The sequence below is a fragment of the Streptomyces sp. NPDC015532 genome (assembly GCF_043078065.1).
In the GTDB taxonomy this organism is placed as follows: Bacteria; Actinomycetota; Actinomycetes; order Streptomycetales; family Streptomycetaceae; genus Streptomyces.
Window position 1 is genome coordinate 57,876 of sequence record NZ_JBIBSY010000001.1, and the last position, 26,267, is coordinate 84,142.

The following is a 26,267-nucleotide window of genomic DNA, read 5'->3' on the forward strand; positions in this document are numbered from 1 at the left end:
GTACCGTCAACCGGCGGTGCGGCCCTTCGCGTTGTCCTAGACTCACCGGCATGTCAGGCCGTGACCTGTTCTGTGAGCCCCGCCGCATCCGCCGCGGGGCGGCCCTGACATTGGTGTTCGCGAGTGTCCTGGTCGCCGGCGCGGCCACCGGATCGTTCTCCGACCCCGCCCGGAAGACCACTGACCCGACGCCCGGTTCGGCCTCGGCACGCCGTCACGACGAGGTCACCCAGGCCGCCGCCGAGGCGATGGCCGACGGCAAATCCCCCATGGAGGCCGCCGAACGGGCCGTCAGCCGCAGCGGGGACCGCTGGGGCGCCGTCTACTCCCAGGGCGAGTACGAGGAGTTCGAGGAGGCCCTGGACGGCCAGTACACCGGCGTCGGCCTGTGGGCCCGCCGCGAGAGCGACGGACGGATCGAGGTCACCCGCGTCAGCGCCGGCTCACCCGCCGCCGCGGCGGGCATCCGCGAGGGCGACCTGCTGCGCACCGTCGACGGCGCCAAGGTGGACGGCCGGCCGGTCACCGAGGTGGTCTCCTTACTGCGCGGCGACGCCGACGCGGCGACCGCCGGCACGAAGGTCTCCCTCGGCCTGGAGCGCGGCACGCAGTCGTGGAGCCGGACCCTGCGCCGCGCCCGGCTCTCCACGGACTCCGTGACCGTCAGCAGCCTTCCCGGCCGGGTCACCCTGATCAAGGTCGACGCCTTCACCAAGGGCGTGGGCGACGCCGTGCGGAGCGCGGTCGGCCGTGCCCCGGGCCGGGCCGGGATCGTCCTCGACCTGCGCGGCAACTCCGGCGGCCTGGTCACCGAGGCCGTCACCACAGCCTCGGCCTTCCTCGACGGCGGCCTCGTCGCCACGTACGACGTGAACGGCGCCCAGCGCGCTCTGCACGCGGACGCCGGCGGTGACACCTCCAGGCCCCTGGTCACGCTCGTCGACGGCGGCACGATGAGCGCGGCCGAACTGCTCACCGGGGCCCTCCAGGACCGCGGGCGCGCGGTCGTCGTGGGCTCCAGGACCTTCGGCAAGGGCTCCGTGCAGATGCCGAGCCGGCTGCCCGACGGCTCCGTCGCCGAGCTCACCGTCGGCCACTACCGCACCCCCGCGGGCCGCTCCGTCGACGGCCGGGGCATCACCCCCGACCTGGAGGCGGACAAGGAGTCGCTGAAGCGGGCCGAGACCGTGCTGAGCGGTCTCGGGGACCTTCCCTGACCCGCGGACCGCGGCCCGGGTAATCGGCTTTCCCCCGAGCCCCCCTGTAGTGCGAAAATGGCCAGCACTATGAGCAAGGGAATGTACGTACCGAAGGAGTCCCAGCCCAAGCAGGGCGGCCAGGCCTCCGGCAAGGTCAAGGACGGCAAGCGCAAGATCGTCGCGCAGAACAAGAAGGCGCGGCACGACTACGCGATCATCGACACCTTCGAGGCCGGGCTCGTCCTGACCGGCACCGAGGTCAAGTCGCTGCGCCAGGGCCGCGCCTCGCTGACGGACGGCTTCGTCCAGATCGACGGGAACGAGGCGTGGCTGCACAACGCCCACATCCCGGAGTACAGCCAGGGCACCTGGACCAACCACACCGTGCGCCGCAAGCGCAAGCTCCTCCTGCACCGCGAGGAGATCGACAAGCTGGAGGCGAAGACCCAGGAGACGGGTCACACGATCGTCCCGCTCGCCCTGTACTTCAAGGACGGCCGGGCGAAGGCGGAGATCGCGCTCGCCCGGGGCAAGAAGGAGTACGACAAGCGGCAGACCCTGCGCGAGAAGCAGGACCGGCGCGAGTCGGACCGCGCGATCGCGTCGGCCAAGCGGAAGCAGCGCGGCGAGTAGGGCGCCGGGCGGGGCCCGCGGAATAGGCTGGCACCGTCGTGCGTTGGTCACGTACGATGGCAACGCACCCCACAGCGGGTGTGGAGTGGTTCCTCCCCGGAGGGGCCGAGCTTTGAAAAATCAACATGGGGATGATCGGTTTCGACAGCGGCTGTTGAAGCAGGGGAAGCGTGTCGAGGAAGCGGCAATGATCTCGTAAACCATATGTCGCAAAAAATAATCGCCAATACCAAGAGCGATTCCCAGTCCTTCGCCCTCGCTGCCTAATAAGCAGTGAGTGAAGGACCCTTAATGGGTGTCAGCCCGGGAGTGTTCCCGACCCGGATCCTGGCATAATCTAGGGGACTAAACCACTGAGCCCGGTCACGGGGTTCGGTGGGAAATCAAACAGTGACTGAGCCCGTCGGCGACTTGTTCGCGTGATCACCGGGGCTGAGAAAAGCGCAGCGAACTGCACACGGAGAAGCCCTGATTTTGCACCGTTGGACGCGGGTTCGATTCCCGCCATCTCCACTCATCCCATGTGGGCACAGGCCCCGTCGCTTTCGAGCGGCGGGGCCTGTGTCATGGCCGGAGCCCGGTCTCGCGGCGGTCGTGACCATGTACACGGCTCCGAGGAGCTCGTCGCCGAACCGTACGCGCGGGCACGCCGTAAAGGGCATCGAAGACCGGAGGGGACGACTGTGACGGGACGGCGGGAGCCGTACCACCTCTGCTACGAAGGGGACTTCGGGCTCAGCGGGCTGGCCGAGGCGTTCGCCCTCACACCCGCTCCCGAGAACGTCCGCGCGGCACTCGGGCTCGTCACGGCGAAGCTCGACGCCCACGACCGTGAGACGCCCGTGGACACCTTCGACCATCTCGGCGCGGATGAGCGGAGCATCCTCGGATACGACACCAGCCACGACGAGTGGGGGTACGCCGACGATCTGCGCGCCGACGTGCGCACGATCGTCGCGTCACCGCTGTCGGACGAGACGATCCGGACCGTATGGCGAGTGGCCGCCGGGGGTGGGTGGGATCCGGCGGCGCACGGGATGAGCGCCCGCGGCTGGCTGCGACGCGTCGAGGAGACCTGTGCAGCGCGCCCGCCCCGGAGGATCCCCGGGCGGCGCCCGGCGCCTTCCCCGCTGTGGGACACCCGGCCGCCGTCGGCCGACGAGACGCGTGACGACGTCGTCGCGGAGATCCGTTCCTGCCGCGAGCGCCCGGCAGGTTCCCTCGGGTGTCGTGCAGCGCACGCCGGCGACCCGGTCCTTCCTTCCCCGGGCACTCTGTCGGCCCTTGAGGAGGTGGCTGTCCACGCGCATCCCGAACTCGCCTTCCGGCTCTTCCTCCGCGCGCTGAAGGCGTGCTCCGTGCGGATCGACAAGGAGCGGCACGACCGGTTCCAGGCGCTGGGAGACAGGTTCGGCCACCACTGTTCTCTGATCGGCACCGGTCTCGACGTCGCGTGGCCGCCCATCGACTCCGCCCGCCGGGACACCGTCTGGGACTTCGGGCTCTCCCGCCTCGCCGGACAGGTCCACCAGGACTGGCCTGGAGGCCGGGAGGACATCCGAAGGGCGGCCGAGGGCGACGACGTCGGGCAGACCCCGGGCTCCGCGGCGGCCGTCCTCCTGGAGGACGCGCTCCGCCTGCTGCGGTCCGCGCTGCCCGACGCGGCGGTCTCCGCCCTGTGGTCCGGGGCCTCGGACCGGCCGGCGAGCACCGACGGCCGGGCCCGGCTTCGGCTGGTCGCGGACGTGTGCCGTGAACGGCTGAGGGAGGTCGCCCCCGGGTACAGCCCCGTCGTGGCGCCCGCTCGCGGCGAACTCGCCGGCACCGTGCTGCGTGAAGTCCGGGAGACAGCGCCCACGGTGGCGGACAGGGCCGTCAGCCCTCACTGGCACCCCGTGCCCGCGACGGAGGTCATGGACGCGCTGGAACACGTGGTCACCCGGGTCGATCCCGATCTCGGATTCCGGTTGTTCCTCCGTGTCCTGCGCACGCTGCGGGTGCCCCTCACGCGGGAGCGGTACGACCGGTTCCAGGTGATCGGTGAGCGCTTCGGGTACGGCGCCCATCACGTCTCCGACGTGGACCACCTGATCGAGACCGGCTGACCCGCCCCCGCGCCGGGCGGAGGTGTCGGCCGGCGGCCGCCGGCGCGCGGTCGTACGGGGTTTCCGTCCCGCGCGCCATCGACCGCGTTCCCCCGACCGCCCTCCTTCGACCGTGCTTCCTCGTGTCGGGACTCCTCAAGCGTTCAGCGTGCGCGGTGCCGTACTCGCGCGTTCCGTCAGCCGGGGAGCCAGCAGGGTCGCCTCCGCGACCGGCGTGCCCGCCAGTTTCCGCATCAGCAACTCCACCGCCCGCGCCCCCACTTCCGCCGACGGGATGGCGATGGACGTCACCGGCACGCGCAGACTCCCGGCGAGCTCGTCCGGACAGATCGCGGTGACGGACAGATCGGCCGGAACCCGCAGACCGAGCTGTTCGAAAGCTTCGATCAACGGCTCCAGGACCGGCTCGTTGTGCACGACCACCCCGGTCAACGCGGGCTGTTCGCGCAGGAGTTGCTCGGCCACCCGGCGCGCGGCGGCGGGGGAGGCCTCACAGGGGTGGACGGACGAGGCCAGCCCGTTCCGGTCGGCTGCGGCCGTGAACCCCTGCACCACCCGTTGCGCGAACGCCGTGCCCCGCACGTACACCTCCGGCGGCGAGCCGACCAGCGCGACGACCCGGTGCCCGAGCCCGGCGAGCCGCTCCACGCACAGCTCGCCGGCCGCCTTGAAGTCCAGGTCGATGCAGGTGAGCCCGTCGGGGGCGGCCGGGAAGCCGATGAGCACCGACGGCCGGTCCAGCGCGCGCAGAGACGGCAGCCGGGGGTCGTGGAGCTGGACGTCCATCACGATCAGCGCGTCCACCAGCGCCGTGTCCGCCACCCGGCGCAGCCCCTCCTCGCCCTCCTCCTGGGTGAGCAGCAGGACGTCGTGGTCGTGCAGCCGGGCCGCCGTCACCACCGACACCGCGAACTGCATCACCACCGGCACATGGATGCCCGCCCGCAGCGGCACGACCAGCGCCAGGACGTTCGACCGGCTGCTGGCCAGCGCCCTGGCCCCCGCGTGCGGGCGGTAGCCCAGCCGGCGGATGCTCTCCTCGACGCGCCGCCGGGTCTCCTCGGAGATCGGCCGCTTGCCGCTGAGGGCGTAGGAGACCGTGCTCGGGGACACCCCGGCGTGCCGCGCCACATCGGTGATCTTGACCATCACTCGGACTCCAGCTCGACGGAGAGGAAGCCCGTCCCGGCGCGGGCCCGGACCTCGCGTCCGCCCGCGGCCAGCCCCCAGGGCGCGGACGGGTCGTCGCAGGACGCGCGCAGGGTGTTCCCCTCGCGCACGACGGTGAAGGTGACCGGGCCGACCGGCACCGACACCCGCGCCCCCCGCTTCAGGCCGTACGCGCGCAGGGTGACCCCGTCGGCGTGGTCGTACTCGGGGCGGTCGTCCACCGCGCCGACCGGGACGACCGCGCCCGGCCGCACCAGCAGCGGCACGCTCAGGAATCCGTGCCGCTCGCGCACCCAGCGTGGTCCTGTCACCGGCGGCCCGCCGAGGTAGGGGGTCCACGTGCCCTCGGGCACGTAGTACGAGACGTCCCCCTCGTCGCTGAAGACGGGCGCGACCAGCAGGTCCGGGCCCAGCATGTACTGCCGTTCCAGATGCGCGCACCCCGGATCGTCCGGGAACTCCAGGACCATCGCCCGCATCATCGGCACCCCCTCCGCGTGGGCGGTGCGGGCGGCCTCGTACAGATACGGCATGAGCCCGAGCTTGAGCCGGGTGAACAGCCGCAGGACGTCCACCGCCTCCTCGTCGAACAGCCAGGGCACGCGGTACGAGGACGAGCCGTGCAGCCGGCTGTGCGAGGACAGCAGCCCGAAGGCGATCCACCGCTTGAACAGGGCGGCCGTCGGGGTCCCCTCGAAGCCGCCGATGTCGTGGCTCCAGAACCCGAACCCCGACATGCCGAGACTGAGCCCGCCGCGCAGCGACTCGGCCATCGACGCGTACGTCGCCTCGCAGTCGCCGCCCCAGTGCACCGGGAACTGCTGGCTCCCCGCGGTCGCCGAGCGGGCGAAGACGACGGCCTCCTCTTCCCCCCGGTGTTTGCGGAGCACCTCGAACACGGTCTGGTTGTAGAGGTACGTGTAGTAGTTGTGCATGCGCTCCGGGTCGGCGCCGTCGGCGTAGGCCACGTCCACCGGGACCCGCTCGCCGAAGTCCGTCTTGAAGCAGTCGACGCCCTGCTCCAGCAGCGCCTCCAGCTTCGCGGCGTACCAGTCCCGGGCGGCCGGGCTGGTGAAGTCGACCAGTGCCATGCCCGGCTGCCACAGGTCCCACTGCCACACGCTTCCGTCCGGCCGTCGCAGCAGATGCCCGAGGGCCCGTCCCTCCGCGAACAGCGGTGAGCGCTGCGCGATGTACGGGTTGATCCAGACGCAGATCCGCAGCCCCTTGTCCTTGAGCCGCGTCAGCATCCCCTCCGGGTCGGGGAACACCCGCGGGTCCCACCGGAAGTCGCACCAGTTGAACTCGCGCATCCAGAAGCAGTCGAAGTGGAAGACGGACAGCGGTAGTTCGCGCTCCCGCATGCCGTCGATGAAGGAGGTGACGGTGTCCTCGTCGTAGGAGGTGGTGAACGACGTCGACAGCCACAGACCGAAGGACCACGCGGGCGGCAGGGCCGGACGGCCGGTGAGGGCCGTGTACGTGCGCAGGATGTCCTTCGGGGTCGGGCCGTGGATGACGTAGTACGTCAACTGCTGGGCCTCGGCGCTGAACTGGACCCGGGAGACCGCCTCCGAGCCGACCTCGAAGGAGACCCGGCCCGGGTGGTCGACGAAGACGCCGTAGCCCGCGTCCGTCAGATAGAACGGCACGTTCTTGTAGGCCTGTTCGGTGGCGGTCCCGCCGTCGGCGTTCCACATGTCCACGACCTGGCCGTTCTTGACGAGCGGCCCGAACCGCTCGCCGAGGCCGTAGACCTGGGTGCCGACGCCGAGGTCGAGCTGCTCGCGCAGATAGTGGGCGCCGGTCGTGTCCCGCATGATGCCCATGCCCTTGGGGCCGCTGCCGGTGAGGACGCGGCCGTGCGCGAGGAAGTCGAGGTGCCAGGGGCTGGTGCGGGCGACCCGGACGGACAGGGCGCCCGAGGTCAGGGTCGCGTGGCTGTCGTCGTACTCCGTGTGCGGAGTGAACCCGGTTCCGCGCACCTCGAACCGGGGGCCCCGGGGCTCCTCGCCCTGGAAGTGGGTGAACGTGACGCCGATGACGTCGGGCATCGGCGCGTGGGCGCTGATCGTCACGACCGGTCCCTTCAGCAGGTCACCGCGGTGCCGGATGGGCTGTGTCGGCGCGTGGATCTCCAGGCCGCCGGGGCCCGAGGTCACATCGAGGACCTCGACCGGATGGGCCGCGGTGACGCCCTCGCGCAGGAGCCAGTAGCCGTCCGTGAACTTCACTTTCCTACCCCTTACTTCACTGCGCCGACGGCGATGCCGCGGGTGAGGGTCCGCTGGAAGACGAGGAAGAAGACGATGGCGGGCAGCACGCCCAGCAGGGCCGCCGCGTTCGTCATCGTGGCGTCCATCAGACGCTGTCCCTGGAGGACGCCGAGGGCCACCGACACGGTCTGGTTGTCGTTGGAGATCAGCATGACCAGCGGCAGCAGGAACTCGTTCCACGTCCAGATGAAGAAGAAGACGAGCAGCACGCCGATCGTGGGGCGGCTGACCGGGACGACGATCCGCCACAGCACCTGCCACCGGTTCGCCCCGTCGATGCGCGCGGCCTCGATGATCTCGCGGGGGAACCGCCCGAGGACGGCGGAGAGGAGATAGGTGCCGAAGGCCGTCTGGATCACCGCGAACACGATGATCACGCTGAGCCTGGTGTCGTAGAGGCCGGCCTGCTTGCTCAGGTAGTAGAGCGGGTAGACCAGCGCCTCCTGCGGCAGCGTGTTGGCGAGGACGAAGAAGGCGAGCACCCAGGTGCGGCCCCTGATCCGGCCGATGCCGATGGCGTACGCGTTGAGGACCGACAGGATGGCGGCCAGGGCCGCCACCGACCCGGAGATCAGGACCGAGTTGAGGAGCTTCCGCCCGAAGTCGACGCGCTGCCAGAAGTCCTCGATCCCGTCGAGGTAGAGGCCGTGCGGGAGGCTGAGCGGTCCGTGCTCGGCGTATTCGGCGGGCGACTTGACCGCGTTGACGGCGACGACGGCGAAGGGCAGCACCATGAACAGGGCGCCGATGACGAGCGCCCCGAGCACCGGGTAGCGGCGGAGGGCGGTCATGCGCGGGCCCCTTCCTCGGCGTCCTCGGCGCGGGTCTGGAACCTCAGCCCGATCAGCGCCAGCGCCAGGATGATCACGGTCAGGACGGTGGAGACGGCCGCGCCGTAGCCGACCTGGGTCTTCTCGAAGAAGGTCGTGAAGGAGAAGTACGACGGCACGTCGGTGGCTCCGCCCGGGCCGCCCTTCGTCAGGACGTAGACCGCCCCGAACACCTTCAGCGCGGCGATCGTGCACCACAGCAGGACGACCGAGATCTCCGGGCGGATCTGCGGCAGCGTGATGTGCCAGAACCGCCGCCACCAGCCCGCGCCGTCCAGCTCGGCGGCCTCGTGCAGCCCCGGGTCGACGCGCTGGAGTCCCGCCATGAAGACCACCAGCGGGAAGCCGAGCTGCACCCAGATCATCACTCCCATCACGCTGTACAGCGCGAAGTCGGGGTCACCGAGCCAGTCCTGCTGCCAGGATCCGAGGCCGAGGGCCTGGAGCAGTTCGTTGAGCGACCCGTTGTCGGGTGCGAGGATCCAGCTCCACACGATCCCGGCGACGGCGATCGGCAGGACCTGGGGGAGGTAGTAGCAGGCCCGCAGCACCGCCACGATCCTGCTGCCGAAGTGCCTGCCGACGTAGTCGAACAGGGCGGCGGCCAGGACGAGTCCGGCGGCGGTGGGCACGACGGCCATCGCCAGCACCATGAAGAGGCTGTGCCGGAACGACGCCCAGAACTCGCTGTCGTCCGCCAGGGCACGGTAGTTGGCGAGCCCGGTCCACGAAGGAGTCCCGACGCCCTGCCAGGCGGTGAAGCCGAGACCGGTGTTCATCAGGAACGGCACGACGATGACGACCGTGAAGGCCACCGCTCCGGGCAGCAGGAACAGTGCGTACGAGGTGCGCGGGCGGCGTGGGTGACCGGCCCGGGCCTTCAGGCCGGTCACCCGCCCGCCGCGTTCGGCGGTCACCGTCATCGCCGCGGTACGCCCTTGTCGTACGCCTTCTGGAGGTTGTCCAGGTAGGCGTCGGGCTTCTCGCTGCCGGTGATCAGCTTCTGCGTCTCGGAGACGAGGGTGTCGTAGAAGCCCGCCACCGGCCAGTCGGGGTAGAAGGCGAGCCCGTCACGCCCCGAGAGGGTGTTGTAGTCGGCTATCAGCGTCTTCGTCCTGGCGTCGGTGATCGCGGAGGTGTCCGCGGCCACCGGGACACCGCCCTTGTTGCCCAGCAGGTTCTGGATCTTCTTCGACATGGTGATGTCGATGAAGTCGTAGGCCAGTTCCTTGTTCTCGGCGCCCTTGGGCACCACCCACAGGTTGCCGCCGGACCCCAGGGTGAGGTTCGAACCGGGGAACAGGCCGGAGTCCCAGTCGAACGTGGCCTCCGACTCGAAGCGGCCGTACCACCAGCTTCCGGAGAACAGGATCGGGGACTTGCCCTGGATCCAGGACACGCCGGCGTCCTCGGCCTTCGTGCCGCTGGACTTCTCGGAGATGTAGCCCTTCCTCACCCAGTCGGCGAAGGTGTCCGCCGCGTAGGTCCAGGCCGTGTCGTGGAAGTCGGTCCTGCCCTTGTACAGCTCGTAGCTGTCGACCCAGGAGCGGTCGGCCCGGGAGAGGGCGAGCTGGTAGAGGTACTGCTGGGCCATGTACTCGGCGCCCGCGTTGGCGAGCGGGGTGACGCCCTTCGCCGTGAACGCGTCCATCGCGGAGACCAGTTCGTCGTACGTGGCCGGCACCGCGATCCCGTACTTCTTGAACAGGTCCTTGTTGTAGTAGACCATCGTGTACTCGGCGTAGTTGGGCACGCCGTACCACTTGCCGGAGCCCATGACGCCGTTGGTGTCGTACTGGCTCGTGGTCGTCACACCGGCGCTCAGCTTCTTGTCCCAGCCGCGCCGGGTGGCCTCGGCCGTGAGGTCGGTCAGCAGCCCCTGCTTGGACAGGAGTCCGGCGGTCGCGTTGCCCTTGTTGTACTCCATGAGGTCGGGGGCGTCGTCCGAGTTGAGGACCATGGGCGCCGTCTTCTGGATCTGCTCGAAGCCCTTCTCCTCGAACTTCACCCGCACGCCCGGGTGTTGCGCTTCGAATTCCTTGATGGCCTCCTTCCAGGCCACCCCCATCGCGCTGTCCGGACCTTCGTAGTGCCACAGCTTCAGGGTCTTGCCGTCCGGGGAACCGCTGTCCGAGCCGCCGCAGGACGTCGCCAGCAGGGCGCCCGCCAGGGCCACCGCCGCCGCCGCACGCCGTCGTTTCGTCAGCATCCACTGCCTCCAGAGGAGTCGGATGGGTATCGGGCCGCCATGCACCGTCGTCGAACCGTTTCGATGCACGCCGTCGAAGCGCTTCGACGGGGGAAGGTAGGTGGGGGCCGTGGACACGTCAATGGGCTGAACCGGAATTGGGGCAGGCGTTCGACGGATCGGACGGCGGCGGTGCCGGGCGCCGGCACGCGGCGGTGCCGGGCGCCGGGTGCCGGCCAGGAGCCTAGGGAGTGTTCACCGGGCCGAGTGCGAGGCGCCGCTCCGGGCGCCGTGCCGTGCCCGTTCTCGCGGCCAGCGCGGCGATCACCAGCGCGGTCGTCGCCGCCACGACCGGGACCGTGTATCCCGCGGCCGGCGACCAGCGCTCCACCATCCAGCCGCCCGCCGCGGAGCCGCCGGCTATCCCGCCCAGCAGGCCGGTCACCGCGAGCGTCATGCCCTCGTTCAGCCTGCCCTCGGGTGTGCGCCGCTGGACCAGCGTCATGCCGGTGACCATGGTCGGAGCGGTCGCCATGCCGGCCACGAGCAGCGCGCCCGCGAGAACCGTGAGCGAGCCGGTGAGCCGGACGGCGAGAAGCGGAAGCGTCAGCAGGACCGCCATGGCGCCGACACACACCGCGTACCGCCGGGCGGCGAGCGCCTCGGCGTCGAACGGTTCGACGTTCCGGGCGGGACCCGCCGCGCGGTCGGCGGGAGTCGTGCGGCCGGGCGACGGAGCGCCCCGCCGCAGCGCGCCGAACAGCAGGCCCGCCACGCAGGACCCCGCCGCCTGGAGAGCGAGCACGACCCCTGCGGCCGACCGGTGCCCCCGCTCGTCCGCGAACGCGATCGTGGCCACCTCCATCGCGCCGAACACCGCTCCGGTGGCGAGGAAGGAGAGCAGCAGCGGGGGCATTCCGGGCGCGAGCACGGGCGACCCGGACGTCGTGACCGGCCGGGGCGGCGGCTGCGTCGAACGCTGTGCGGTGAAGAGCAGGACACCCGTCAGCAGCAGCGCGGACCCCACGAGCATGCCGGCCTCCGGGGCGATCGTCCCGCACAGGAAGGCCGCGAGCACCGGGCCGAGCATGAAACACAGCTCGTCCGCGGCCTGCTCGAAGGAGTTCGCGGTGTGCAGCGCCGCCGCGTCCCCTTCGAGGAGGTGGGCCCAGCGCGCGCGTGACATCCCGCCCGTGTTGGGGGTCGTGGCGGTGGCGGCGTACGCGGCGAACAGGGTCCAGTCGGGCGCCCCGAAGCGCACGCACGCCACCAGCCCCGCCCCGCCGAGCAGTGCGAAGGCCGTGGCGGGCACGGCCACCCGGGCCTGTCCGTGCCGGTCGACGAGCCGCGCGGTCCAGGGAGCGACCACGGCCGTCGCGGCGAGACCCGTCGCGGTGACGGCTCCGGCGAGCGCGTACGAGCCCCGCGCGCCGGCGATCATGATGACCGCGCTCACGCTGAACATGCCCATGGGCAGCCGGGCGACGAGGTTTCCGAGGGTGAAGGCGCGGGTGCCGGGCAGCGCGAAGAGACGGCGGTACGGGGTGAGCGGTGACATGGGTGAACCGTCGCCCGGCACGGCGGCGGCGGTCCAACACCTGCTCCGTCGCGATTGACGCACATGGGTTGTAGGTTCACGTGATGCCCGGTCAACGCCCCCTTCCCGATCACCGCCCCTCGCCCGGGCAACGCCCCTTTCCCGGCCACCTGGACCCCCGTCTGCTGCGCGCCTTCCTCGCTGTCGCCGAGGAACTGCACTTCACCCGCGCCGCCGCCCGCCTGTACGTCGCCCAGCAGTCCCTGAGCCGTGACATCCGCCGGCTGGAGCGGGAACTCGGGGCGGAGCTGTTCGTGCGCACGACCCGGCAGGTGACGCCGACACTGGACGCCGAGCGGCTGCTGCCGTACGCGCGCCGCGTGCTGGAGGCGCACGACGCGCTGCTGGACGCCTTCGCGCGCCCCGGCGGCGAGGAGCGACCGCTGCTCGTGGACGTCAACACGCCCGGACTGGTCTCCAGCCGCATCCTCGACCGGGCCCGTGAACTCGCCCCCGGCAGCGAACTGATGGCCCGGTACGAGACGGGGCTCACCGGCGCGGCGGCGGACCTGCTCGCCGGCCGTCTGGACGTGTCGTTCGGCCGGTTCGCGGGACTCGACCCGGCCGTGCGGGCCCGGCTGGAGCAGCGGCTCGTGCGCTACGAGCCGATGGCCGTCGTCCTGCCCGAGGACCATCACCTCGCCGCCCTGGACGCGGTGCCGCTGGCCGCGCTCGCGGGCGAGACCGTGTACGCGGGAGCGGGCAACCCCCGGACGCTGGAGTGGACCGACCTGGCACGTCACCTGTTCGAGGGACGGGGTATCCGACTCGCGTCACCCGCACCGGTGGCGGTCGGGCCCGAGGAATTCCGGCGGATCATGGCGAAGTGGCGGACTCCGGTCCTGGCCGTGGTGGAGTTTCCGGCCATGCCCGGTTCGGTGTCGAGACCCCTCATCGACCCCGTTCCGCTCTCACCAGTGTCACTGGTGTGGCGCAAGGGACTCGTTCATCCAGGAATTGATGCGCTAATACGAGCTTCTATCGAACTCGCAAGCGACGAAAAGTGGCTCCTGAGTCCCCGGAGAGGGTGGATTCCAGCCACCGATGCCCTCATTTTCATGAAACGCGGATGAGACGTAACCGCACGAGTCCCACCGCCGCTACATTTTCGGTCCGGGCGCGGTGTGATATTGGGGGGCGCTCAGACCGGGTGGGGGCCTGGTCCTGACGGCATAAAGATTATTTGCCCGGAGTCGTCGCGCACCCGTGATCAGTCCCGTGGGGGGATGCACGTGCGCGTAGAGAACTGGCGGAAAGACGCCCAACCGTTCGATCGGGAAAGCGGTCGGCGGGACGGACGACGAGTCGATCCGTCACCTGGGCAACAAGCCGGGGAACCGATCTCCCGGCCGAGAGCCGGCGGAACGATTTCGTGGCCGGATATGGGAGTTGGCATCAGTCCTGAGCGTGGGGGACGCGCCGAGCGAGCAGTCGGCGGGCGTCCCGAGCGAACCCCGGAGCCGGAGACCGAACTGCTCGTCGGTCGCGTCACGGAGACGGAGGTGCTCTCCGGCCGGCGTCCCGAGCCGGCCTCGGCGTCCGAGCAGGAGCCGGGGGTGGCGTGGCCCGCCCCCGGAGGCACGGAGACGTCGACCCTCACCCGCACGGCCCCGGTACGGCCCTTCTTCAACGACGGACCTGTCTTCGACGACGGCCCGTCGACCCAGCTGCTCCCCGGAGCCGCACCGGACTCGGGCCGCCCGCTGTCCGCGTCCCCGGAGAACACCGGCCGGCCGGCGGACGGCCACGACCCGCACGAGGTCACCATCCAGCTCGACAGCGCGGGCAAGGCGGACGACGGGCCGGGCAAGGACGTCCCGGCGACCGCCGACATCTCCGACGGCCCCGTCTTCGTCGACGAGTCCGGCCGCCGCAGCCGCCGATTCCGACGCCTCGGCATGCTCGTCGCCGTGGCCTGCGCGGTCTACGCCGTCGTGATCGTCGCCACGCTCCTGTCGGGCAACTCGAACGCACCCTGGCTCCCGGTCCCGGGCCAGGAGGAGGACACCCCCGCCGGGCAGGTCGAGACCTCGCCGCTGCCCACGCAGTCGGTGAACCCCTCCGCCAAGGGCGCCGCCACCGCGCCCGGCGCGGTGGCCACGGCCGCCGACGGAACGACGCCCTCACCCGGCTCGACCGCCACGGCCGGCGCCTCCGCCGACGCCACCGCCACGGGCGCCTCCAGCGACCCCGAGCCCAGCACGTCGCCGACCAAGAAGCCGAATCCCGGCGCCACCACCAAGAACCCGGCCCCTGACCCCGAACCGACGTCCTCCGCGGACGGCCAGCCCACGGCCTCCGCCCCGGCGACCACTCCCGGCAGCACCCCGGCTCCCACGGAGAGCACGGGCACCACAGGCGAAACCGGAGCGGGGGCCGGCACCGGATGAGCGCCCTTCACCGGCGCGCGCCCGCCGGGCGGGAACACGCTCCCGCCACCGCGCCCGGCGCGGTGGCGGCGCTCGTCGAGGACACGCTCGCGGCGTCCAGGCGGCCGAGCCACCTCACCACCCCGTACTCCCTCTCCCCTTCGCTTCCGGAGAACCTCCTCTGATGTCCCGCTCCAGCCGCCACGGTCCCGCGCCCAGCGCGCCGCGTCATGGCCTCGGCACCACCCCGCGACGGGCCCGCGACGTCCGGCGCCGCCGCCTCCCCCTGCGCTTCCTGCTGCCCGTCCTCGTCCTGGCCGCGATGATGGGCATGCTGATGCTGCGCGGCTACGTGCACAGCGAGATCCTCGCGGACCACCGCATCCGGCCCGAGGCGGCCACGGACAAGGTGCCGCAGAAGATCCTCGACGGCGGCCCGGTCATCGACACCCGCAGCGGACGCACGACCAGCCTCGGCGTCCCGGACCACCGTCTCGTCCTCACCTTCGACGACGGCCCCGACCCGACCTGGACCCCCAAGGTCCTGGACGTCCTCAAGGCGAACCACGCCCACGCGGTCTTCTTCGTCACCGGCACCATGGCCTCGCGCTACCCGGAGCTCGTCGAGCGGATGGTGAGGGAAGGCCACGAGGTCGGCCTGCACACCTTCAGCCACCCCGACCTGTCGTACCAGTCCAAGAGCCGTATCGACTGGGAACTGTCGCAGAACCAGCTGGCGCTGGAGGGTGCGGCGGGCATCCGCAGCTCCCTGTTCCGCCCGCCGTACTCCTCGTTCGCCGACGCCATGGACGACAAGTCCTGGCCGGTGACGCAGTACGTCGGAACCCGCGGCTACATCACCGTCGTCAACAACACCGACAGTGAGGACTGGCAGAAGCCGGGCGTCGCCGAGATCATCCGACGGGCCACGCCGAAGGGCGGCAAGGGCGCCATCGTCCTCATGCACGACTCGGGCGGCGACCGCCATCAGACCGTGCAGGCGCTGGCCGAGTTCCTGCCCCGGCTCCAGCGGCAGGGCTACGCGTTCCAGAACCTCACCGAGGCACTCGACGCGCCGAGCGCGAACACCCCGGTGACCGGCCTCGACCTGTGGAAGGGCAAGGCCTGGATCTTCCTGGTGCAGGCCTCGGAGAAGACCACCGACATCCTGGTCGTCGGAATCGCGATCATCGGCGTGCTGGTCTTCACCCGCTTCGGGCTGATGCTCCTGCTCTCCGCGCTGCACGCCCGCCGGGTCCGCCGCAAGGACTTCCGCTGGGGCGCGGCGCCGGTCGCCGAACCGGTGACGGTGCTGGTCCCGGCGTACAACGAGGCCAAGTGCATCGAGAACACGGTGAACTCCCTCATGGCGAGCGAGCACCCCATCGAGATCATCGTCATCGACGACGGATCGGGCGACGGCACCGCCCGCATCGTCGAGGACATGTATCTGCCGAACGTACGCGTCGTACGCCAGACCAACGCCGGCAAACCAGCGGCCCTCAACCGGGGCCTGGCGAACGCCGGCCACGACATCATCGTGATGATGGACGGCGACACGGTCTTCGAGCCGGCGACCGTCCGCGAACTCGTCCAGCCCTTCGCCGACCCCAAGGTCGGCGCGGTCGCGGGCAACGCCAAGGTCGGCAACCGGGACTCCCTCATCGGCGCCTGGCAGCACATCGAGTACGTGATGGGCTTCAACCTCGACCGCCGCATGTACGACCTGATGCGCTGCATGCCCACCATCCCCGGCGCCGTCGGAGCCTTCCGCCGTACCGCGCTCGAGCGCGTCGGCGGCATGAGCGACGACACGCTCGCCGAGGACACCGACATCACGATGGCCCTGCACCGCGACGGCTGGCGGGTCGTCTACGCGGAGAACGCGCGCGCCTGGACCGAGGCCCCGGAGTCCGTCCAGCAGCTGTGGTCCCAGCGCTACCGCTGGTGCTACGGCACCATGCAGGCGATCTGGAAGCACCGCCGCGCCCTGATCGAACGGGGCCCGTCGGGCCGCTTCGGCCGGGTCGGCCTGCCCCTGGTCTCCCTCTTCATGGTCCTCGCCCCGCTCCTCGCGCCCCTGATCGACGTCTTCCTCCTGTACGGCGTCGTCTTCGGCCCGACCCAGAAGACGATCGTGGCCTGGCTCGGTGTCCTCACCATCCAGGCGGTGTGCGCGGCGTACGCGTTCCGCCTGGACAAGGAACCCATGACCCATCTGATCTCGCTGCCCCTTCAGCAGATCCTCTACCGGCAGCTGATGTACGTCGTCCTGCTGCAGTCCTGGATCACCGCCCTCACCGGCGGCCGGCTGCGCTGGCAGAAGCTGCGCCGCACCGGCGTCGTGGGCGCGGCACCGGGATCCGTCCCGCAGCAGCGGGCGTCGGACAGCGGGAACGAACGGAGGCCGGTCGGATGACCACGCACGAGTACCCGGTGGGGGCGACTCCGCCGCTGGGCACGCCGAAGCCGGCGGTCCCGCGTCCGCGGACGTACCCGGGAGCGCCCGCGGACGACTGGCCGCGCCCGCAGCCGGAGCCACAGCCGCCGACGGACAAGGACCCGGCAATGCTGTCCGACCCGGGATCGCTGTCCGAGACGGCGCCGCTCCCCGGGACGGGACCGTTGTCCGGGACGAGCCCGCTTCCCGAGACCGCCGAAGGGGCGGACCCGGGGCGGAAGCCGGCCCCGGCCCCGAGCCGCCCCGGCCGTGACCGCTACCTGGACCTGCTCCGCTCCATGGCGCTGGTCCGCGTGGTCGTGTACCACCTGATGGGCTGGGGCTGGCTGACGGTCGTCTTCCCCTCCATGGGCGTGATGTTCGCGCTGGCCGGCTCCCTGATGGCCCGCTCGCTGAGCCGGCCGCCGCTGAACGTGATCAGGGGACGCGTACGGCGTCTGCTGCCCCCGCTCTGGGCCTTCAGCGCGGTGGCGCTGGCCATGATGTTCGCGGGCGGCTGGAACCCCTGGAACGACCCCGACCACGGTGGCATGTGGGGCCTGGTCGACCTGCTCAACTACATCGTCCCGGTCGGCGCCCCGCCGTTCCCCTGGAGTGTCGGCTCCAAGTCGGGCCTGCTGGAGGACAGCTGGGCGGTCCAGAGCGCCGGTGTGCTCTGGTATCTGCGCGCGTACCTGTGGTTCGTGGTCGCGTCCCCGCTCATGCTGTGGGCGTTCCGCCGCGCTCCGTGGGTGACCGTGCTGGCTCCCCTCGCCCTGACGGCGGTGGTCGGCACCGGGCTGGTCACCATCCCCGGTGAGACCGGCAACGCCATCACCGACTTCGCTGTCTACGGCGGCTGCTGGATCCTGGGCTTCGCCCACCACGAGGGCAAGCTCGCGAAGGTCCCGCGCTACATCGCCATCTCGTGCTCGACCCTGACCATGGCCTTCGGCCTGTGGTGGGCCTCGGGTCATCTGGGCCCCGACGGCTGGGACTTGAACGACATCCCGCTGGCCGACGCGATGTGGTCCTTCGGGTTCGTGGTGATCCTGCTCCAGTACAGCCCGTCCTGGCAGGAACTGCCGGGCCGCCTCGCCCGGTGGGACAAGCTGGTGACGCTGTCCAACAACCGCGCGGTCACGATCTACCTGTGGCACAACATGCTCATCATGGCCACGGTCCCGATCCTCGACCAGCTCTACAACCTCCCCTTCATGGAGAACGACCAGGCGACGGCCGCCCTCGACGCCACCTACACCCTGTGGATGCTCGTCCTGGTGTGGCCGCTGATCGGCCTGACCATCCTGGCCTTCGGCTGGATCGAGGACATCGCGGCCAAACGAAGCCCGCGTCTGTGGCCGAACGGAGCCAAGAGCCGTAAGTCCAAGGGCCGTTCGACGGCGCGGGGACGCCGGACCAAGGCTTAGAGGCTTCCTGCCCCGTTCATCCGCGATGTCACTCAATCGAAGGTTTCCAGGTGGCCGTTTGGTCACGCTATGAACCTTTATGTCCACCTGCTCGGCGTTCGTTGTCCTGGAGCCGTCGCGAGGGCCCCGCTAGCGTGACGTGCCGCTGCCCCCACGCCGCCAGGAGCTCTCCGTGACCCGCCGCCCCCGCCTGTTCCCCACGACCGCCGCCGGAGCGACAGCCGCACTGCTCCTCCTGACCGCCTGCGGCGGGGGCGGCACCGAGCCGAAGGGGCACGACGAGATCGCGGGGGCGGGGGGTGCGAGGTCGGCTTCGCCGGGGGTGAGGGCGACGCCGCCGGCGGGGCGACCGGAGATCGAGTTGCCGTCGGATCTCACTTACACGTTCGAGTGGCCCAAGACGGGCGACGAGGACAAGGACGCGGTGCTCAGGGACAGCGAGCAGTCCATCAGGGCCGTGGACCTGGCCATCGCCAACCAAGACGCTCTCGACAAGGCATATCTCTTCTATTACGAGGGCGAAGCCGCCGCGCAGACCCAGAAGTTCGTCGAGGCATACGTCAACGCCAAGGCGCGTACGACGGGCACGTACCGGTACTACGCCCCAGCGGTGAAGGTGAACGGCGCCGACAGCGCGTCGCTCGTCTACTGCGAGGACCAGAGCAAGGCGTACGACATGTACCTGAAGCCGAAAAGAATCGACAAAACGGCCGTCACGAAGAACAGCTACGTTCTGTACAACACCCAGTTGCACAAGAACGGCAAGGGCGTCTGGGTCATCGAGAAGCTCCTTTCTCAGAGGGGAAGCACAAAGTGCCGGCCCTGAGCACCGGCTGGGGAGCAGTGATCTCCGTATCGATGATTGGTTCTCTCTGGCTGAGTGCAGCGCCCGCAGTGGCCGACAACGAGATCGGCGGAGGCGCGCAGACAACCCCTCCCAGCGTGAGGGCTTCCGGAGGTGCGGACGGCAAGGGCGACCTCTTTGCCGCGGCAGGGGCTGTTGTGTTCGATCGGTCGGGGAACGGGGCGGGTGACTCTGTCGGGCCGGTGACCTCTGCGTCGGGTGAATGGACCCCGCCCGCCTGCTACTACGCCCCGAAGTACACCCCGGCTCAGATGCAGAAGTACAAGGAGTCGATCTGGGCAGTCGAATCGACCGGGTATCAGTGGGACGCGGAGCAGCGCGCCACGTATGTGAACGGGCACCCCTACAAGGACTTCAACAAGGCCAAGGCCGGCCAGGGCTACTGGTGGGACTCGTACGTCACCGAAGGCCGCGAGGGCGACCCCGCGGCCTCCACATGCACCGAGGACACCTTCTGGGTCGACAGGGGCGCGTCCCCGCCGGCGGGCATCCCGGAGGCGATCACGCCGGAGATGCTGGCGCAGCTCGCGTACGCGGAGATGCGCGTGCCGTCGACGAAGGTGGATCTGGCTCCGGCGGGGACGACGAAGGTGAATCTGCCGACGTGGGCGTGGCTGGACACGGCGAAGTTCAAGCCGGTGTCGGTGACCGCGTCGGTTCCCCTGCTCGATGTGACCGCCACGACGACCGCGGAGCCGGTCTCCCTCAGGATCGAGCCCGGTACGGCGGACGCGCAGACGTATCCCGCGTCGGGCGTCTGCGAGATCACGGGCGACCGCATCGGCGAGGCGTACGCCAGGGGCAAGGCCAAGGAGACGCCTTCTTGCGGGCTGCGGTACCTGCGTTCCTCGGGCGACGCCTCGTACCGGTTGCGGGCCACCCTCACCTGGCGGATCCACTGGACCGGCACCGGCATACCCGCGCCACGGAGCCTGCCGGACGGCATGTTCGGCGCCGACCAGGAGGTCGTCGTGCAGGAGATCCAGTCCATCAACCGCTGAGTCCGGCCCTCCGGACTCCCTGAGATCCGGAACGAGCAGAGGGCATGGCGGAACGGCTTGCTGTCGACGGCGATGAGCTGTCGCACTTCATGAAGATGCTCCGGAAGTCAACCGAGTCGTTGCGGGGCCTGCGCAGAGCGTTGGAGGACGCCACGGTCACCGGTCTGGGAACGGACGACCTCGACTGTGCCTGCGAGGACTTCCAGGACAACTGGAAGTACGGAGCCGACCAGATCGGTGAGCAGACCGAGGACCTGGCCGAGATCATCGGGAAGAGCAGGGACAGCTACCGCGAGGTGGACAGAGCCCTGGAGCAGGCTCTGAAGAAGGCCGGGAACGGCGGCGGGGGTACGAGGTGACCTACGAGCCCGAGGACACCGGAGCGGCGATGGACCCGCGGTCCCTCGCCGACCACGACAAGCCGCAGGGACTCAAGTCGGTCCCGCGCATCCCCAACCCCGACTACCCGCACCTCGGGTTCGATCCGGTGCCCGGCAGTACGGAGACCGTGAGCGGCCTCCGCAAGAAGCTCACGGGGTGTGCGAAGGTCCTCGAAGAGACGCGTGAACTCGTCACCAAGCTGATGGACGGCAGCTATTGGGAGGGCGACGCGGCCGTCGCCTTCCGCGAGCAGCTGGACGGCGGACCGCTTCCGCTGAACCTGAAGAACGCGGCGCACTCCATCCGCAAGGCGGCCCGACAACTCGACCGCTGGGAAGGCGAACTCGACGACTTCCAGCGGCGGGCGAAGCGACTGGAACAAGAGGCGAAGGAAGCCCAGGCCACCGTGGACCGGGCGAAGGGCCACGCCACGAAGGCGGGCGACAGCGCCGATCTGGAGGGGAAGGGCGCCGCGCACGACGAGGCGCGCAAGGCACTGACCAAGGCGGAATCGGCGGTGGACGACGCCGAGGACGTGCTGCGCAGAGTTCGCGGCAAGGCGCGCGAACTCGCCGAGGAACACGAGCACCAGGCCCGGCTTCGGGCCGACAGGATCCGCGACGCCACGAAGAAGCTGACGCCCCATGAACCGGGCTGGTTCGACTCGGCACTGGACTGGGTCACCGAGAACTTGCCGGACATCCTGAGCACTTTGGGGGCCGTGATCGGCTTGGTCGCGTTGTTTGTGGTGTCGGGTGGGACGTTGGCTGCGGTGTTGCTGCTGGCTGCGTCGGTTCTGAGTGCGACGGCCTTGACTCTCCGGATCTCTGAGCACCCCACGGTGTGGGCGTCGCTGAGAGATGGGTTTGCCAAGGGAGAGTTCGACACCGACTTCTGGAGCAACCTCGTGACGGTCGGGGGCGACGCTCTTGGAATGTTTCCCGGAATTGCTGCGGTGGGCAAGGGCGCCGCGGTTGGGCTTCGGGCTGCGAGTGAGACGGGTGATGCTCTCTCGCTCGGTCAACGGGTCATCCGATTTGGGGGCAGCACCATGGAGCATGCGAAAGCCATTTCAGGCTTGGACAATGCGCTGCTCGGCTTCACGGTTCGCGGTGCCAGAGCGGCCCAGATCACCAAAGGGATTGAGGTCACCTCGGCCTCGGTGGGCGTGGGTACCGCAGGCTTTGGACTCGCCATGACCGCCGTGGACACCGACGACGATGGGATCAAGGACGGCTCGGTGGCGGGTATCGACGGCGCCAGGCTTGGCCTGGACGTCGGAGGACTTGTGGACATCGCCCGTCATGTCTTCTGATTTCCGAGCAGAGAGAAGGCGCCACATGGCTCCGACCGAGTACCCGACAGCATGGGACCACCCCCCGACCAGAAGAGCCTTCGTTCAGCACTCGATCTTGATCGTTCTGCGGCTACTGGGCTGGATCGCAGTCTGGATCGGCTCGTTGGCTTTCCTGGTGGTCTTTCTCTCGCCAGGATTTACCCTGCTCTTCGTCCCCATCCTGGGCTATGCAGCCTTCCGAGCCGTCCTCCAACTCGCCTACATCCGTCCCTCCATCTACATTCAGCGCGTCCTCTGGCAGTACCCCTGGCAGCTTATGGCTGATGTACCCCGGGGACGGAACCGGCATCCGATGGTTCAGGAAGATGAGATGTGGCTGGAGTTGTCCAATCCTGAGGAGCCGGGGGAGAGGATTCCTCTGCTGTTCCTTTCCGGTATGCGGACCTTCTGGTGGATGCGGCGGTTCGGTACCGCTCGTACGAAGCCGGAGCTGAAGGCCGAGATCGAGCCGCTCTGGTTCGCCGGGGACCCCCGTTTCATCGCCGTCATCGCGGCCTCCAGGAAAAAGGGTGAGGCACCCAAGAGGCTGCACCTGCTCTATCAGCGCACGGCCACGGGCCGCCGGGGCATCGAGCCGACCGACTGGAACGCGAGCCCTGCCGCACTCGAACGGGCCCGCCGTTCCGGCGCCCACGTCCCCGACGCGGTGCGCCCGCATTCCCACCCTCACTGACTCGTACCCGGCAGGATCCGATGACCACGGCCCCTCATTTCACCGTCGCCGACTCGGCCGAAGACCCCGACGCCGATATCTGGTTCGCGGAACCCGCCGGCTTCACGGCTGTGCCCCTCGACGCGTTGCTGCCCGAACCCGGCTCCCAGGCCGCGGATGACCTGCGTACCGCACTCGCGCCGTTCCTGGAGGCGGCTCTTGACGGGATGGCACGAGAGCGGTTCATCGCTCAGTTCACTCAGGGGCAGCGACTGCTCGCCGCTCTGACGGAGGCGGGAACCGTCCATTGCTCCATCGGACTGCACCGTGATGACGTCGACGCGGGGGACGCGAGCTGTGGCCGGCCGCTGTTGTCGTTCTTCACCGTCTCCTGGCGGGCGACGGCGGTCTCACCACGAGCCGTGACGGCCGCGCGTGCGGTGAGCGGGTTCGATGGGCAGGCCCGCGTCGAGTTCACCGAACTCCCCTGCGGGCCGGTCACGTTCAGCGAGGCCGTTCATACTCCCGGAGCCGTGAGCGGAATCCCCCAGATGCCGTTGGTCCAGTTCCGCGCCCACCTGCCGCATCCGGACTGCAGACAGCTGGCCGTGTTCACGCTGAGCACGACCGCTGTCGGCCGGCGTGAGCAGTACCGAGTGATCCTTCGCCGGATCGCGGCCCTGGCCTCCTTCGACAATCCGCTGCGTCCAGCCGCCCTGGGGCGCGGGGACGGAGGCTGAGAGCTTTGCGGAGAGCAACTGGGTGAACCGTGCTTCCGGTGGCGTTCGCTGAATCGAAGGCTCCGGGCGGCCAGTTGAGCACGCTATGGGCATCTATGGTCGGCGTCTGTTACTCGCTTGGCACCATTCGCTGTGGTGTCGTCGCACAGACCCCCGCTAGCGTGTTGGTGCCCCTCCGCACCCCACGCCGCACAGGAGTCTGCCGTGAACCGCCGTTCCCGCCTGTTTGCCACAGCCGCTGTCGGAGCGTCAGCCGTGCTGGTTCTGACCGCCTGCGGTGGGGGTGGTGACAAGCCGAAGGCCAACGACAAGATCGCCGGCGCGGACACCGGAGACAAGGCGTCGGCCACACCCAGCGCAAGCGCGACGCAATCGACGGGCCGACCGAAGATCGAGTTGCCTGCCGACCTTCACTACACCTTCGAGTGGCGCAAGACGGGCAACAAGGATAAGGACGCCGTCCTGGCCGACGGTGAACTGTTCATCAAGGCCACGGACCAGGCGATCGCCAATCAGGACCCGCTCGACCCCGCATACCGCTTCTACTCGGCGGAAGAGCTCGCGGCGGCGACGCAGAAGTACGTGCAGCGATTTGTGGACCACAAGGCTCGGACCACCGGTACCTACCGTTTCTACGGCGAGACGGCGACGCTTCTCGGTGACGGATCGGCGGCGCTCACGTACTGCGAAGACCAGGGCAAGGCGTACAACAAGTTCGTCAAGACCGGAAAGGTCGACAAGACTCCCGTCACGAAGAACAGCTACATCTTCTACAACACGTCGTTGAAGCGGAATGCGGACGGTGTCTGGGTGACGCAGGACATGCTCTCGGAGAGGGGCAGCGGGAAATGTCAGCCGTGAAATGGCGCGGGGCTGTGAGCGGCTCCGCGGTTGCGATTCTTCTCTTGGTCAACGCCAACTCTGCCATAGCCGACGACGACTTCGGCAACGGCAGCCAGAAGCCTGGCGGCACGCACACCTCCGGTGACAGTGACGGAAAGGGCAACCTCACCGCCACTGCCGGTGCTGTTGTGTTCGATCGGTCCAAGAACGGGTCGGGGGGCTCGTCGGGGCCAGTGACCTCTTCGTCCGGTGACTGGACTCCGCCCGCCTGCTATTACGCGCCGAAGTACACGCCGGATGAGTTGCAGAAGTATCTGGAGCCCATCTGGAACGCCGAGTCGACCGGTTCCGATTGGGATCAGACCCAGCGTGACAAGTACGTCAATGGTGGCGAAGCCAAGGATTTCAACAAGGACAAGACCGGCAAGGGCTATTGGTGGGACTCGTATGTCACGCCGGGTCGTGAGGGTGACCCCGGTGCGCTGAAGTGCACGAAGGGCATCTTCTGGGTGGACACGGGTGAGGCGCCTCCGGCGGATATTCCGGAGGCGATCACGCCGGAGATGCTGGCGCAGCTCGCGTATGCGGAGATACGGGTGCCGTCGACGAAGGTGGATCTGGCTCCGGCGGGGACGACGAAGGTGAATCTGCCGACGTGGGCGTGGCTGGACACGGCGAAGTTCAAGCCGGTGTCGGTGACCGCGTCGGTTCCCCTGCTGCGTGTGACGGCCACGACGACGGCGGAGCCGGTCTCCCTCAGGATCGAGCCGGGTACGGCGGACGCGCAGACGTATCCCGCGTCGGGCGTCTGCGAGATCACGGGCGACCGCATCGGCGAGGCGTACGCGAAGGGCAAAGCCGGGGAGACCCCGCCCTGCGGGGTGAAGTACCTGCGTTCCTCTGGCGACGCTTCGTACAAGCTGAGGGCCACCATCACCTGGAAGATCCACTGGACAGGTACCGGCGTACCCGACGCGCGGAACCTGCCGGACGGCACCTTCGGAGCCGACCAGGACGTCGTCGTCCAGGAGATCCAGTCCATCAACCGCTGAGCCCGGCCTGTCCACGGGCCCGGCAAGGCCGAGTCAAGCGCCGGTAAACGGAGATGCCCGGCTGTTCTGCGGAGATGTCGTGCGTGAAAAGGTGGGGCCGTTGCTGATGCGAACGGGTTGGTTCGGTGGGGAGTTGGGGGTCACGTGAGTAAGCGGCAGATCCGGAAGATGTTCGGGCTCATGGCTCAGGGCCAGGCGGTACAGCTCACGAGCCCCATGGCCTCCGTGAAGAAGCTGGCCCGACTCGCCTTCATCGCCCAGCAGTTCGGCTACGAGTACGCGGACGTGCGTCAGGGCAGCGGCCGCAACAACGCGCTCACGATGCTCATCGTGCCCGACCCCGGCCCGCAGGCTCAGGCGCGTGCCGCGCAGAACGGGGCGCAGTACCCGAAGGCCGGCGACGGGGTCTCGTTGCCGCCCGTCGTCCCCGACGCCCTGGAACTCCTCAAGGCCCGCATCAACTTCGACCTCACCGGCAAGAACGCCGAGAAGCGGATGGTGTACGCGGGGGTCGGTCTCAGCGTCGGCTGCGTCGTCCTCGCGGTACGGGCCGGCGGTGGCTCCGTCGCCTTCACGGTGGCGGGCGTGCTCTGGGCCGTGATGATGGTCGTCCTCGGCGTGGGGCTCGTCGTCACACGCAAGCGGAACGCTAAGTTCGCGGCGTTGCTGCGGGCGGCCGGGTTCGCTCCCGTGACGGAGGAGGGCGGGCGGGTGCGGTATCTGCCGCCGACGGCCGGGTACGCCGGTCAGCCCACCGGCCCGTACGGCCCCTATGCCCCGCAGGCGGGGCAGGCGGGCCAGGCCCCGCAAGCCCCGTACGCGGGCCAGGCTCCCTACCCGGCTCAGGCTCCGCAAGGTCCGTACGCCGGCCAGCCCCCGTACGCCGCCCAGCCCCCGTACGGTCAAGCCCCCCAATCCCCGTACGCGGGTCAGGCTCCCTACCCGGCTCAGGCCCCGCAACCTCCGTACGCGGGCCAGCCTCCCTACGCCGGTCAGCCCCCGCAGACCCCCGGCCCCTACGCTCAGCAGCCCCCCGTCCCTGCCCCGGGCGGGCCCGGCAACCCGTACGCCGCCCAGTCCGGACCCGTACCACCGCAGGCGCAGCCGCAACCACCCCAGTAGTCCACGGCCCCGGCGTG

Annotated in this window: 23 protein-coding genes and 1 other RNA gene; 18 read left to right on the plus strand and 6 right to left on the minus strand. The window is 69.7% G+C overall.

Going from position 1 to position 26,267, the window contains the following annotated elements; genetic code table 11:
* The first annotated feature begins 50 nt into the window (after positions 1–50).
* The 4 genes from ACF07B_RS00200 to ACF07B_RS00215 all read left to right on the plus strand — a co-directional run bounded on the left by ACF07B_RS00200 (position 51) and on the right by ACF07B_RS00215 (position 3,937).
* Positions 51–1,217 (plus strand): S41 family peptidase, encoded by a 1,167-nt coding sequence (locus tag ACF07B_RS00200; RefSeq protein WP_369486509.1) that lies wholly within the window; start codon positions 51–53, stop codon positions 1,215–1,217.
* 69 nt (positions 1,218–1,286) lie between these two features.
* Positions 1,287–1,832 (plus strand): SsrA-binding protein SmpB, encoded by a 546-nt coding sequence (gene smpB / locus ACF07B_RS00205; RefSeq protein WP_326787444.1) that lies wholly within the window; start codon positions 1,287–1,289, stop codon positions 1,830–1,832.
* A gap of 127 nt (positions 1,833–1,959) precedes the next feature.
* Positions 1,960–2,348: a transfer-messenger RNA gene (ssrA, locus tag ACF07B_RS00210) on the plus strand.
* A 167-nt stretch (positions 2,349–2,515) separates the two neighbouring features.
* Positions 2,516–3,937 (plus strand): hypothetical protein, encoded by a 1,422-nt coding sequence (locus tag ACF07B_RS00215; RefSeq protein ID WP_392177212.1) that lies wholly within the window; start codon positions 2,516–2,518, stop codon positions 3,935–3,937.
* Between the two features lie 135 nt (positions 3,938–4,072).
* Here ACF07B_RS00215 and ACF07B_RS00220 read toward each other — a convergent pair whose 3' ends face one another.
* The 6 genes from ACF07B_RS00220 to ACF07B_RS00245 all read right to left on the minus strand — a co-directional run bounded on the left by ACF07B_RS00220 (position 4,073) and on the right by ACF07B_RS00245 (position 11,959).
* A complete protein-coding gene (locus ACF07B_RS00220) occupies positions 4,073–5,086 on the minus strand; it encodes a LacI family DNA-binding transcriptional regulator (protein ID WP_384232664.1) in 1,014 nt (337 codons plus the stop codon).
* Positions 5,086–7,341 (minus strand): alpha-xylosidase, encoded by a 2,256-nt coding sequence (gene yicI / locus ACF07B_RS00225; RefSeq protein WP_392177213.1) that lies wholly within the window; start codon positions 7,339–7,341, stop codon positions 5,086–5,088. Before yicI ends, ACF07B_RS00220 begins: the two co-directional genes overlap by 1 nt.
* Before the next feature lie 11 nt (positions 7,342–7,352).
* Complete coding sequence (locus tag ACF07B_RS00230) at positions 7,353–8,174, minus strand: carbohydrate ABC transporter permease (RefSeq protein WP_369486290.1); 822 nt, start codon at positions 8,172–8,174, stop codon at positions 7,353–7,355.
* Entirely contained in the window at positions 8,171–9,136 is a 966-nt protein-coding gene (locus ACF07B_RS00235; RefSeq protein ID WP_392177214.1) for a carbohydrate ABC transporter permease, read from the minus strand. Before ACF07B_RS00235 ends, ACF07B_RS00230 begins: the two co-directional genes overlap by 4 nt.
* The gene (locus ACF07B_RS00240; protein WP_392177215.1) at positions 9,133–10,422 is read right to left on the minus strand and encodes an extracellular solute-binding protein; all 1,290 of its coding nucleotides are present in this window, start codon (positions 10,420–10,422) and stop codon (positions 9,133–9,135) included. Before ACF07B_RS00240 ends, ACF07B_RS00235 begins: the two co-directional genes overlap by 4 nt.
* Before the next feature lie 223 nt (positions 10,423–10,645).
* The gene (locus tag ACF07B_RS00245) at positions 10,646–11,959 is read right to left on the minus strand and encodes an MFS transporter (RefSeq protein WP_392177216.1); all 1,314 of its coding nucleotides are present in this window, start codon (positions 11,957–11,959) and stop codon (positions 10,646–10,648) included.
* A gap of 83 nt (positions 11,960–12,042) precedes the next feature.
* On the opposite strand from ACF07B_RS00245, the gene ACF07B_RS00250 reads away from it, so the two are divergent.
* The 14 genes from ACF07B_RS00250 (at position 12,043) to ACF07B_RS00315 (ending at position 26,250) form a co-directional block, all read left to right on the plus strand.
* Positions 12,043–13,071, plus strand: coding sequence for a LysR family transcriptional regulator (locus ACF07B_RS00250; RefSeq protein WP_369486294.1), 1,029 nt, complete (start codon positions 12,043–12,045; stop codon positions 13,069–13,071).
* Positions 13,072–13,380: 309 nt separating this feature from the next.
* Complete coding sequence (locus tag ACF07B_RS00255) at positions 13,381–14,388, plus strand: hypothetical protein (RefSeq protein ID WP_392177217.1); 1,008 nt, start codon at positions 13,381–13,383, stop codon at positions 14,386–14,388.
* Positions 14,385–14,552: a hypothetical protein gene (locus ACF07B_RS00260; protein ID WP_392177218.1), complete on the plus strand. Its 168-nt coding sequence runs from the start codon at positions 14,385–14,387 to the stop codon at positions 14,550–14,552. Before ACF07B_RS00255 ends, ACF07B_RS00260 begins: the two co-directional genes overlap by 4 nt.
* Complete coding sequence (locus ACF07B_RS00265; RefSeq protein WP_392177219.1) at positions 14,552–16,786, plus strand: bifunctional polysaccharide deacetylase/glycosyltransferase family 2 protein; 2,235 nt, start codon at positions 14,552–14,554, stop codon at positions 16,784–16,786. The genes ACF07B_RS00260 and ACF07B_RS00265 overlap by 1 nt, the downstream gene beginning before the upstream one ends.
* A gap of 149 nt (positions 16,787–16,935) precedes the next feature.
* Positions 16,936–18,237, plus strand: coding sequence for an acyltransferase (locus tag ACF07B_RS00270; RefSeq protein WP_392177928.1), 1,302 nt, complete (start codon positions 16,936–16,938; stop codon positions 18,235–18,237).
* Between the two features lie 172 nt (positions 18,238–18,409).
* Positions 18,410–19,063 carry a hypothetical protein gene (locus ACF07B_RS00275; RefSeq protein WP_392177220.1) on the plus strand — a complete coding sequence of 218 codons (654 nt, stop codon included), beginning with the start codon at positions 18,410–18,412 and terminating at the stop codon, positions 19,061–19,063.
* A 32-nt stretch (positions 19,064–19,095) separates the two neighbouring features.
* Positions 19,096–20,103, plus strand: coding sequence for a hypothetical protein (locus ACF07B_RS00280; RefSeq protein WP_392177221.1), 1,008 nt, complete (start codon positions 19,096–19,098; stop codon positions 20,101–20,103).
* Positions 20,104–20,147: 44 nt separating this feature from the next.
* Positions 20,148–20,462 carry a hypothetical protein gene (locus tag ACF07B_RS00285; RefSeq protein WP_362389621.1) on the plus strand — a complete coding sequence of 105 codons (315 nt, stop codon included), beginning with the start codon at positions 20,148–20,150 and terminating at the stop codon, positions 20,460–20,462.
* Entirely contained in the window at positions 20,459–21,799 is a 1,341-nt protein-coding gene (locus ACF07B_RS00290; protein ID WP_392177222.1) for a hypothetical protein, read from the plus strand. Before ACF07B_RS00285 ends, ACF07B_RS00290 begins: the two co-directional genes overlap by 4 nt.
* Before the next feature lie 25 nt (positions 21,800–21,824).
* Positions 21,825–22,514: a hypothetical protein gene (locus tag ACF07B_RS00295; RefSeq protein ID WP_392177223.1), complete on the plus strand. Its 690-nt coding sequence runs from the start codon at positions 21,825–21,827 to the stop codon at positions 22,512–22,514.
* 20 nt (positions 22,515–22,534) lie between these two features.
* On the plus strand, positions 22,535–23,233 hold the full coding sequence (locus tag ACF07B_RS00300; protein WP_392177224.1) for a hypothetical protein: 699 nt from the start codon (positions 22,535–22,537) through the stop codon (positions 23,231–23,233).
* 204 nt (positions 23,234–23,437) lie between these two features.
* Complete coding sequence (locus ACF07B_RS00305; protein WP_369483960.1) at positions 23,438–24,094, plus strand: hypothetical protein; 657 nt, start codon at positions 23,438–23,440, stop codon at positions 24,092–24,094.
* The gene (locus ACF07B_RS00310; protein ID WP_392177225.1) at positions 24,082–25,128 is read left to right on the plus strand and encodes a hypothetical protein; all 1,047 of its coding nucleotides are present in this window, start codon (positions 24,082–24,084) and stop codon (positions 25,126–25,128) included. The genes ACF07B_RS00305 and ACF07B_RS00310 overlap by 13 nt, the downstream gene beginning before the upstream one ends.
* Positions 25,129–25,272: 144 nt before the next feature.
* The gene (locus ACF07B_RS00315; RefSeq protein WP_392177226.1) at positions 25,273–26,250 is read left to right on the plus strand and encodes a hypothetical protein; all 978 of its coding nucleotides are present in this window, start codon (positions 25,273–25,275) and stop codon (positions 26,248–26,250) included.
* The last annotated feature ends 17 nt before the right edge of the window (positions 26,251–26,267 follow it).

Excerpts from the sequence above, each read along its gene's own strand:
- ACF07B_RS00260 (WP_392177218.1), top strand. The coding sequence starts at position 14,385 with ATGAGCGCCCTTCACCGGCGCGCGCCCGCCGGGCGGGAACACGCTCCC.
- ACF07B_RS00230 (WP_369486290.1), bottom strand. The coding sequence starts at position 8,174 with ATGACCGCCCTCCGCCGCTACCCGGTGCTCGGGGCGCTCGTCATCGGC.
- ACF07B_RS00220 (WP_384232664.1), bottom strand. The coding sequence starts at position 5,086 with ATGGTCAAGATCACCGATGTGGCGCGGCACGCCGGGGTGTCCCCGAGC.
- ACF07B_RS00255 (WP_392177217.1), top strand. The coding sequence starts at position 13,381 with ATGGGAGTTGGCATCAGTCCTGAGCGTGGGGGACGCGCCGAGCGAGCA.
- ACF07B_RS00250 (WP_369486294.1), top strand. The coding sequence starts at position 12,043 with ATGCCCGGTCAACGCCCCCTTCCCGATCACCGCCCCTCGCCCGGGCAA.
- ACF07B_RS00270 (WP_392177928.1), top strand. The coding sequence starts at position 16,936 with ATGCTGTCCGACCCGGGATCGCTGTCCGAGACGGCGCCGCTCCCCGGG.
- ACF07B_RS00295 (WP_392177223.1), top strand. The coding sequence starts at position 21,825 with ATGGCTCCGACCGAGTACCCGACAGCATGGGACCACCCCCCGACCAGA.
- ACF07B_RS00235 (WP_392177214.1), bottom strand. The coding sequence starts at position 9,136 with ATGACGGTGACCGCCGAACGCGGCGGGCGGGTGACCGGCCTGAAGGCC.
- ACF07B_RS00240 (WP_392177215.1), bottom strand. The coding sequence starts at position 10,422 with ATGCTGACGAAACGACGGCGTGCGGCGGCGGCGGTGGCCCTGGCGGGC.
- ACF07B_RS00265 (WP_392177219.1), top strand. The coding sequence starts at position 14,552 with ATGTCCCGCTCCAGCCGCCACGGTCCCGCGCCCAGCGCGCCGCGTCAT.
- ACF07B_RS00280 (WP_392177221.1), top strand. The coding sequence starts at position 19,096 with ATGATTGGTTCTCTCTGGCTGAGTGCAGCGCCCGCAGTGGCCGACAAC.
- ACF07B_RS00245 (WP_392177216.1), bottom strand. The coding sequence starts at position 11,959 with ATGTCACCGCTCACCCCGTACCGCCGTCTCTTCGCGCTGCCCGGCACC.
- smpB (WP_326787444.1), top strand. The coding sequence starts at position 1,287 with ATGAGCAAGGGAATGTACGTACCGAAGGAGTCCCAGCCCAAGCAGGGC.
- ACF07B_RS00285 (WP_362389621.1), top strand. The coding sequence starts at position 20,148 with ATGGCGGAACGGCTTGCTGTCGACGGCGATGAGCTGTCGCACTTCATG.
- ACF07B_RS00300 (WP_392177224.1), top strand. The coding sequence starts at position 22,535 with ATGACCACGGCCCCTCATTTCACCGTCGCCGACTCGGCCGAAGACCCC.
- ACF07B_RS00200 (WP_369486509.1), top strand. The coding sequence starts at position 51 with ATGTCAGGCCGTGACCTGTTCTGTGAGCCCCGCCGCATCCGCCGCGGG.
- ACF07B_RS00310 (WP_392177225.1), top strand. The coding sequence starts at position 24,082 with ATGTCAGCCGTGAAATGGCGCGGGGCTGTGAGCGGCTCCGCGGTTGCG.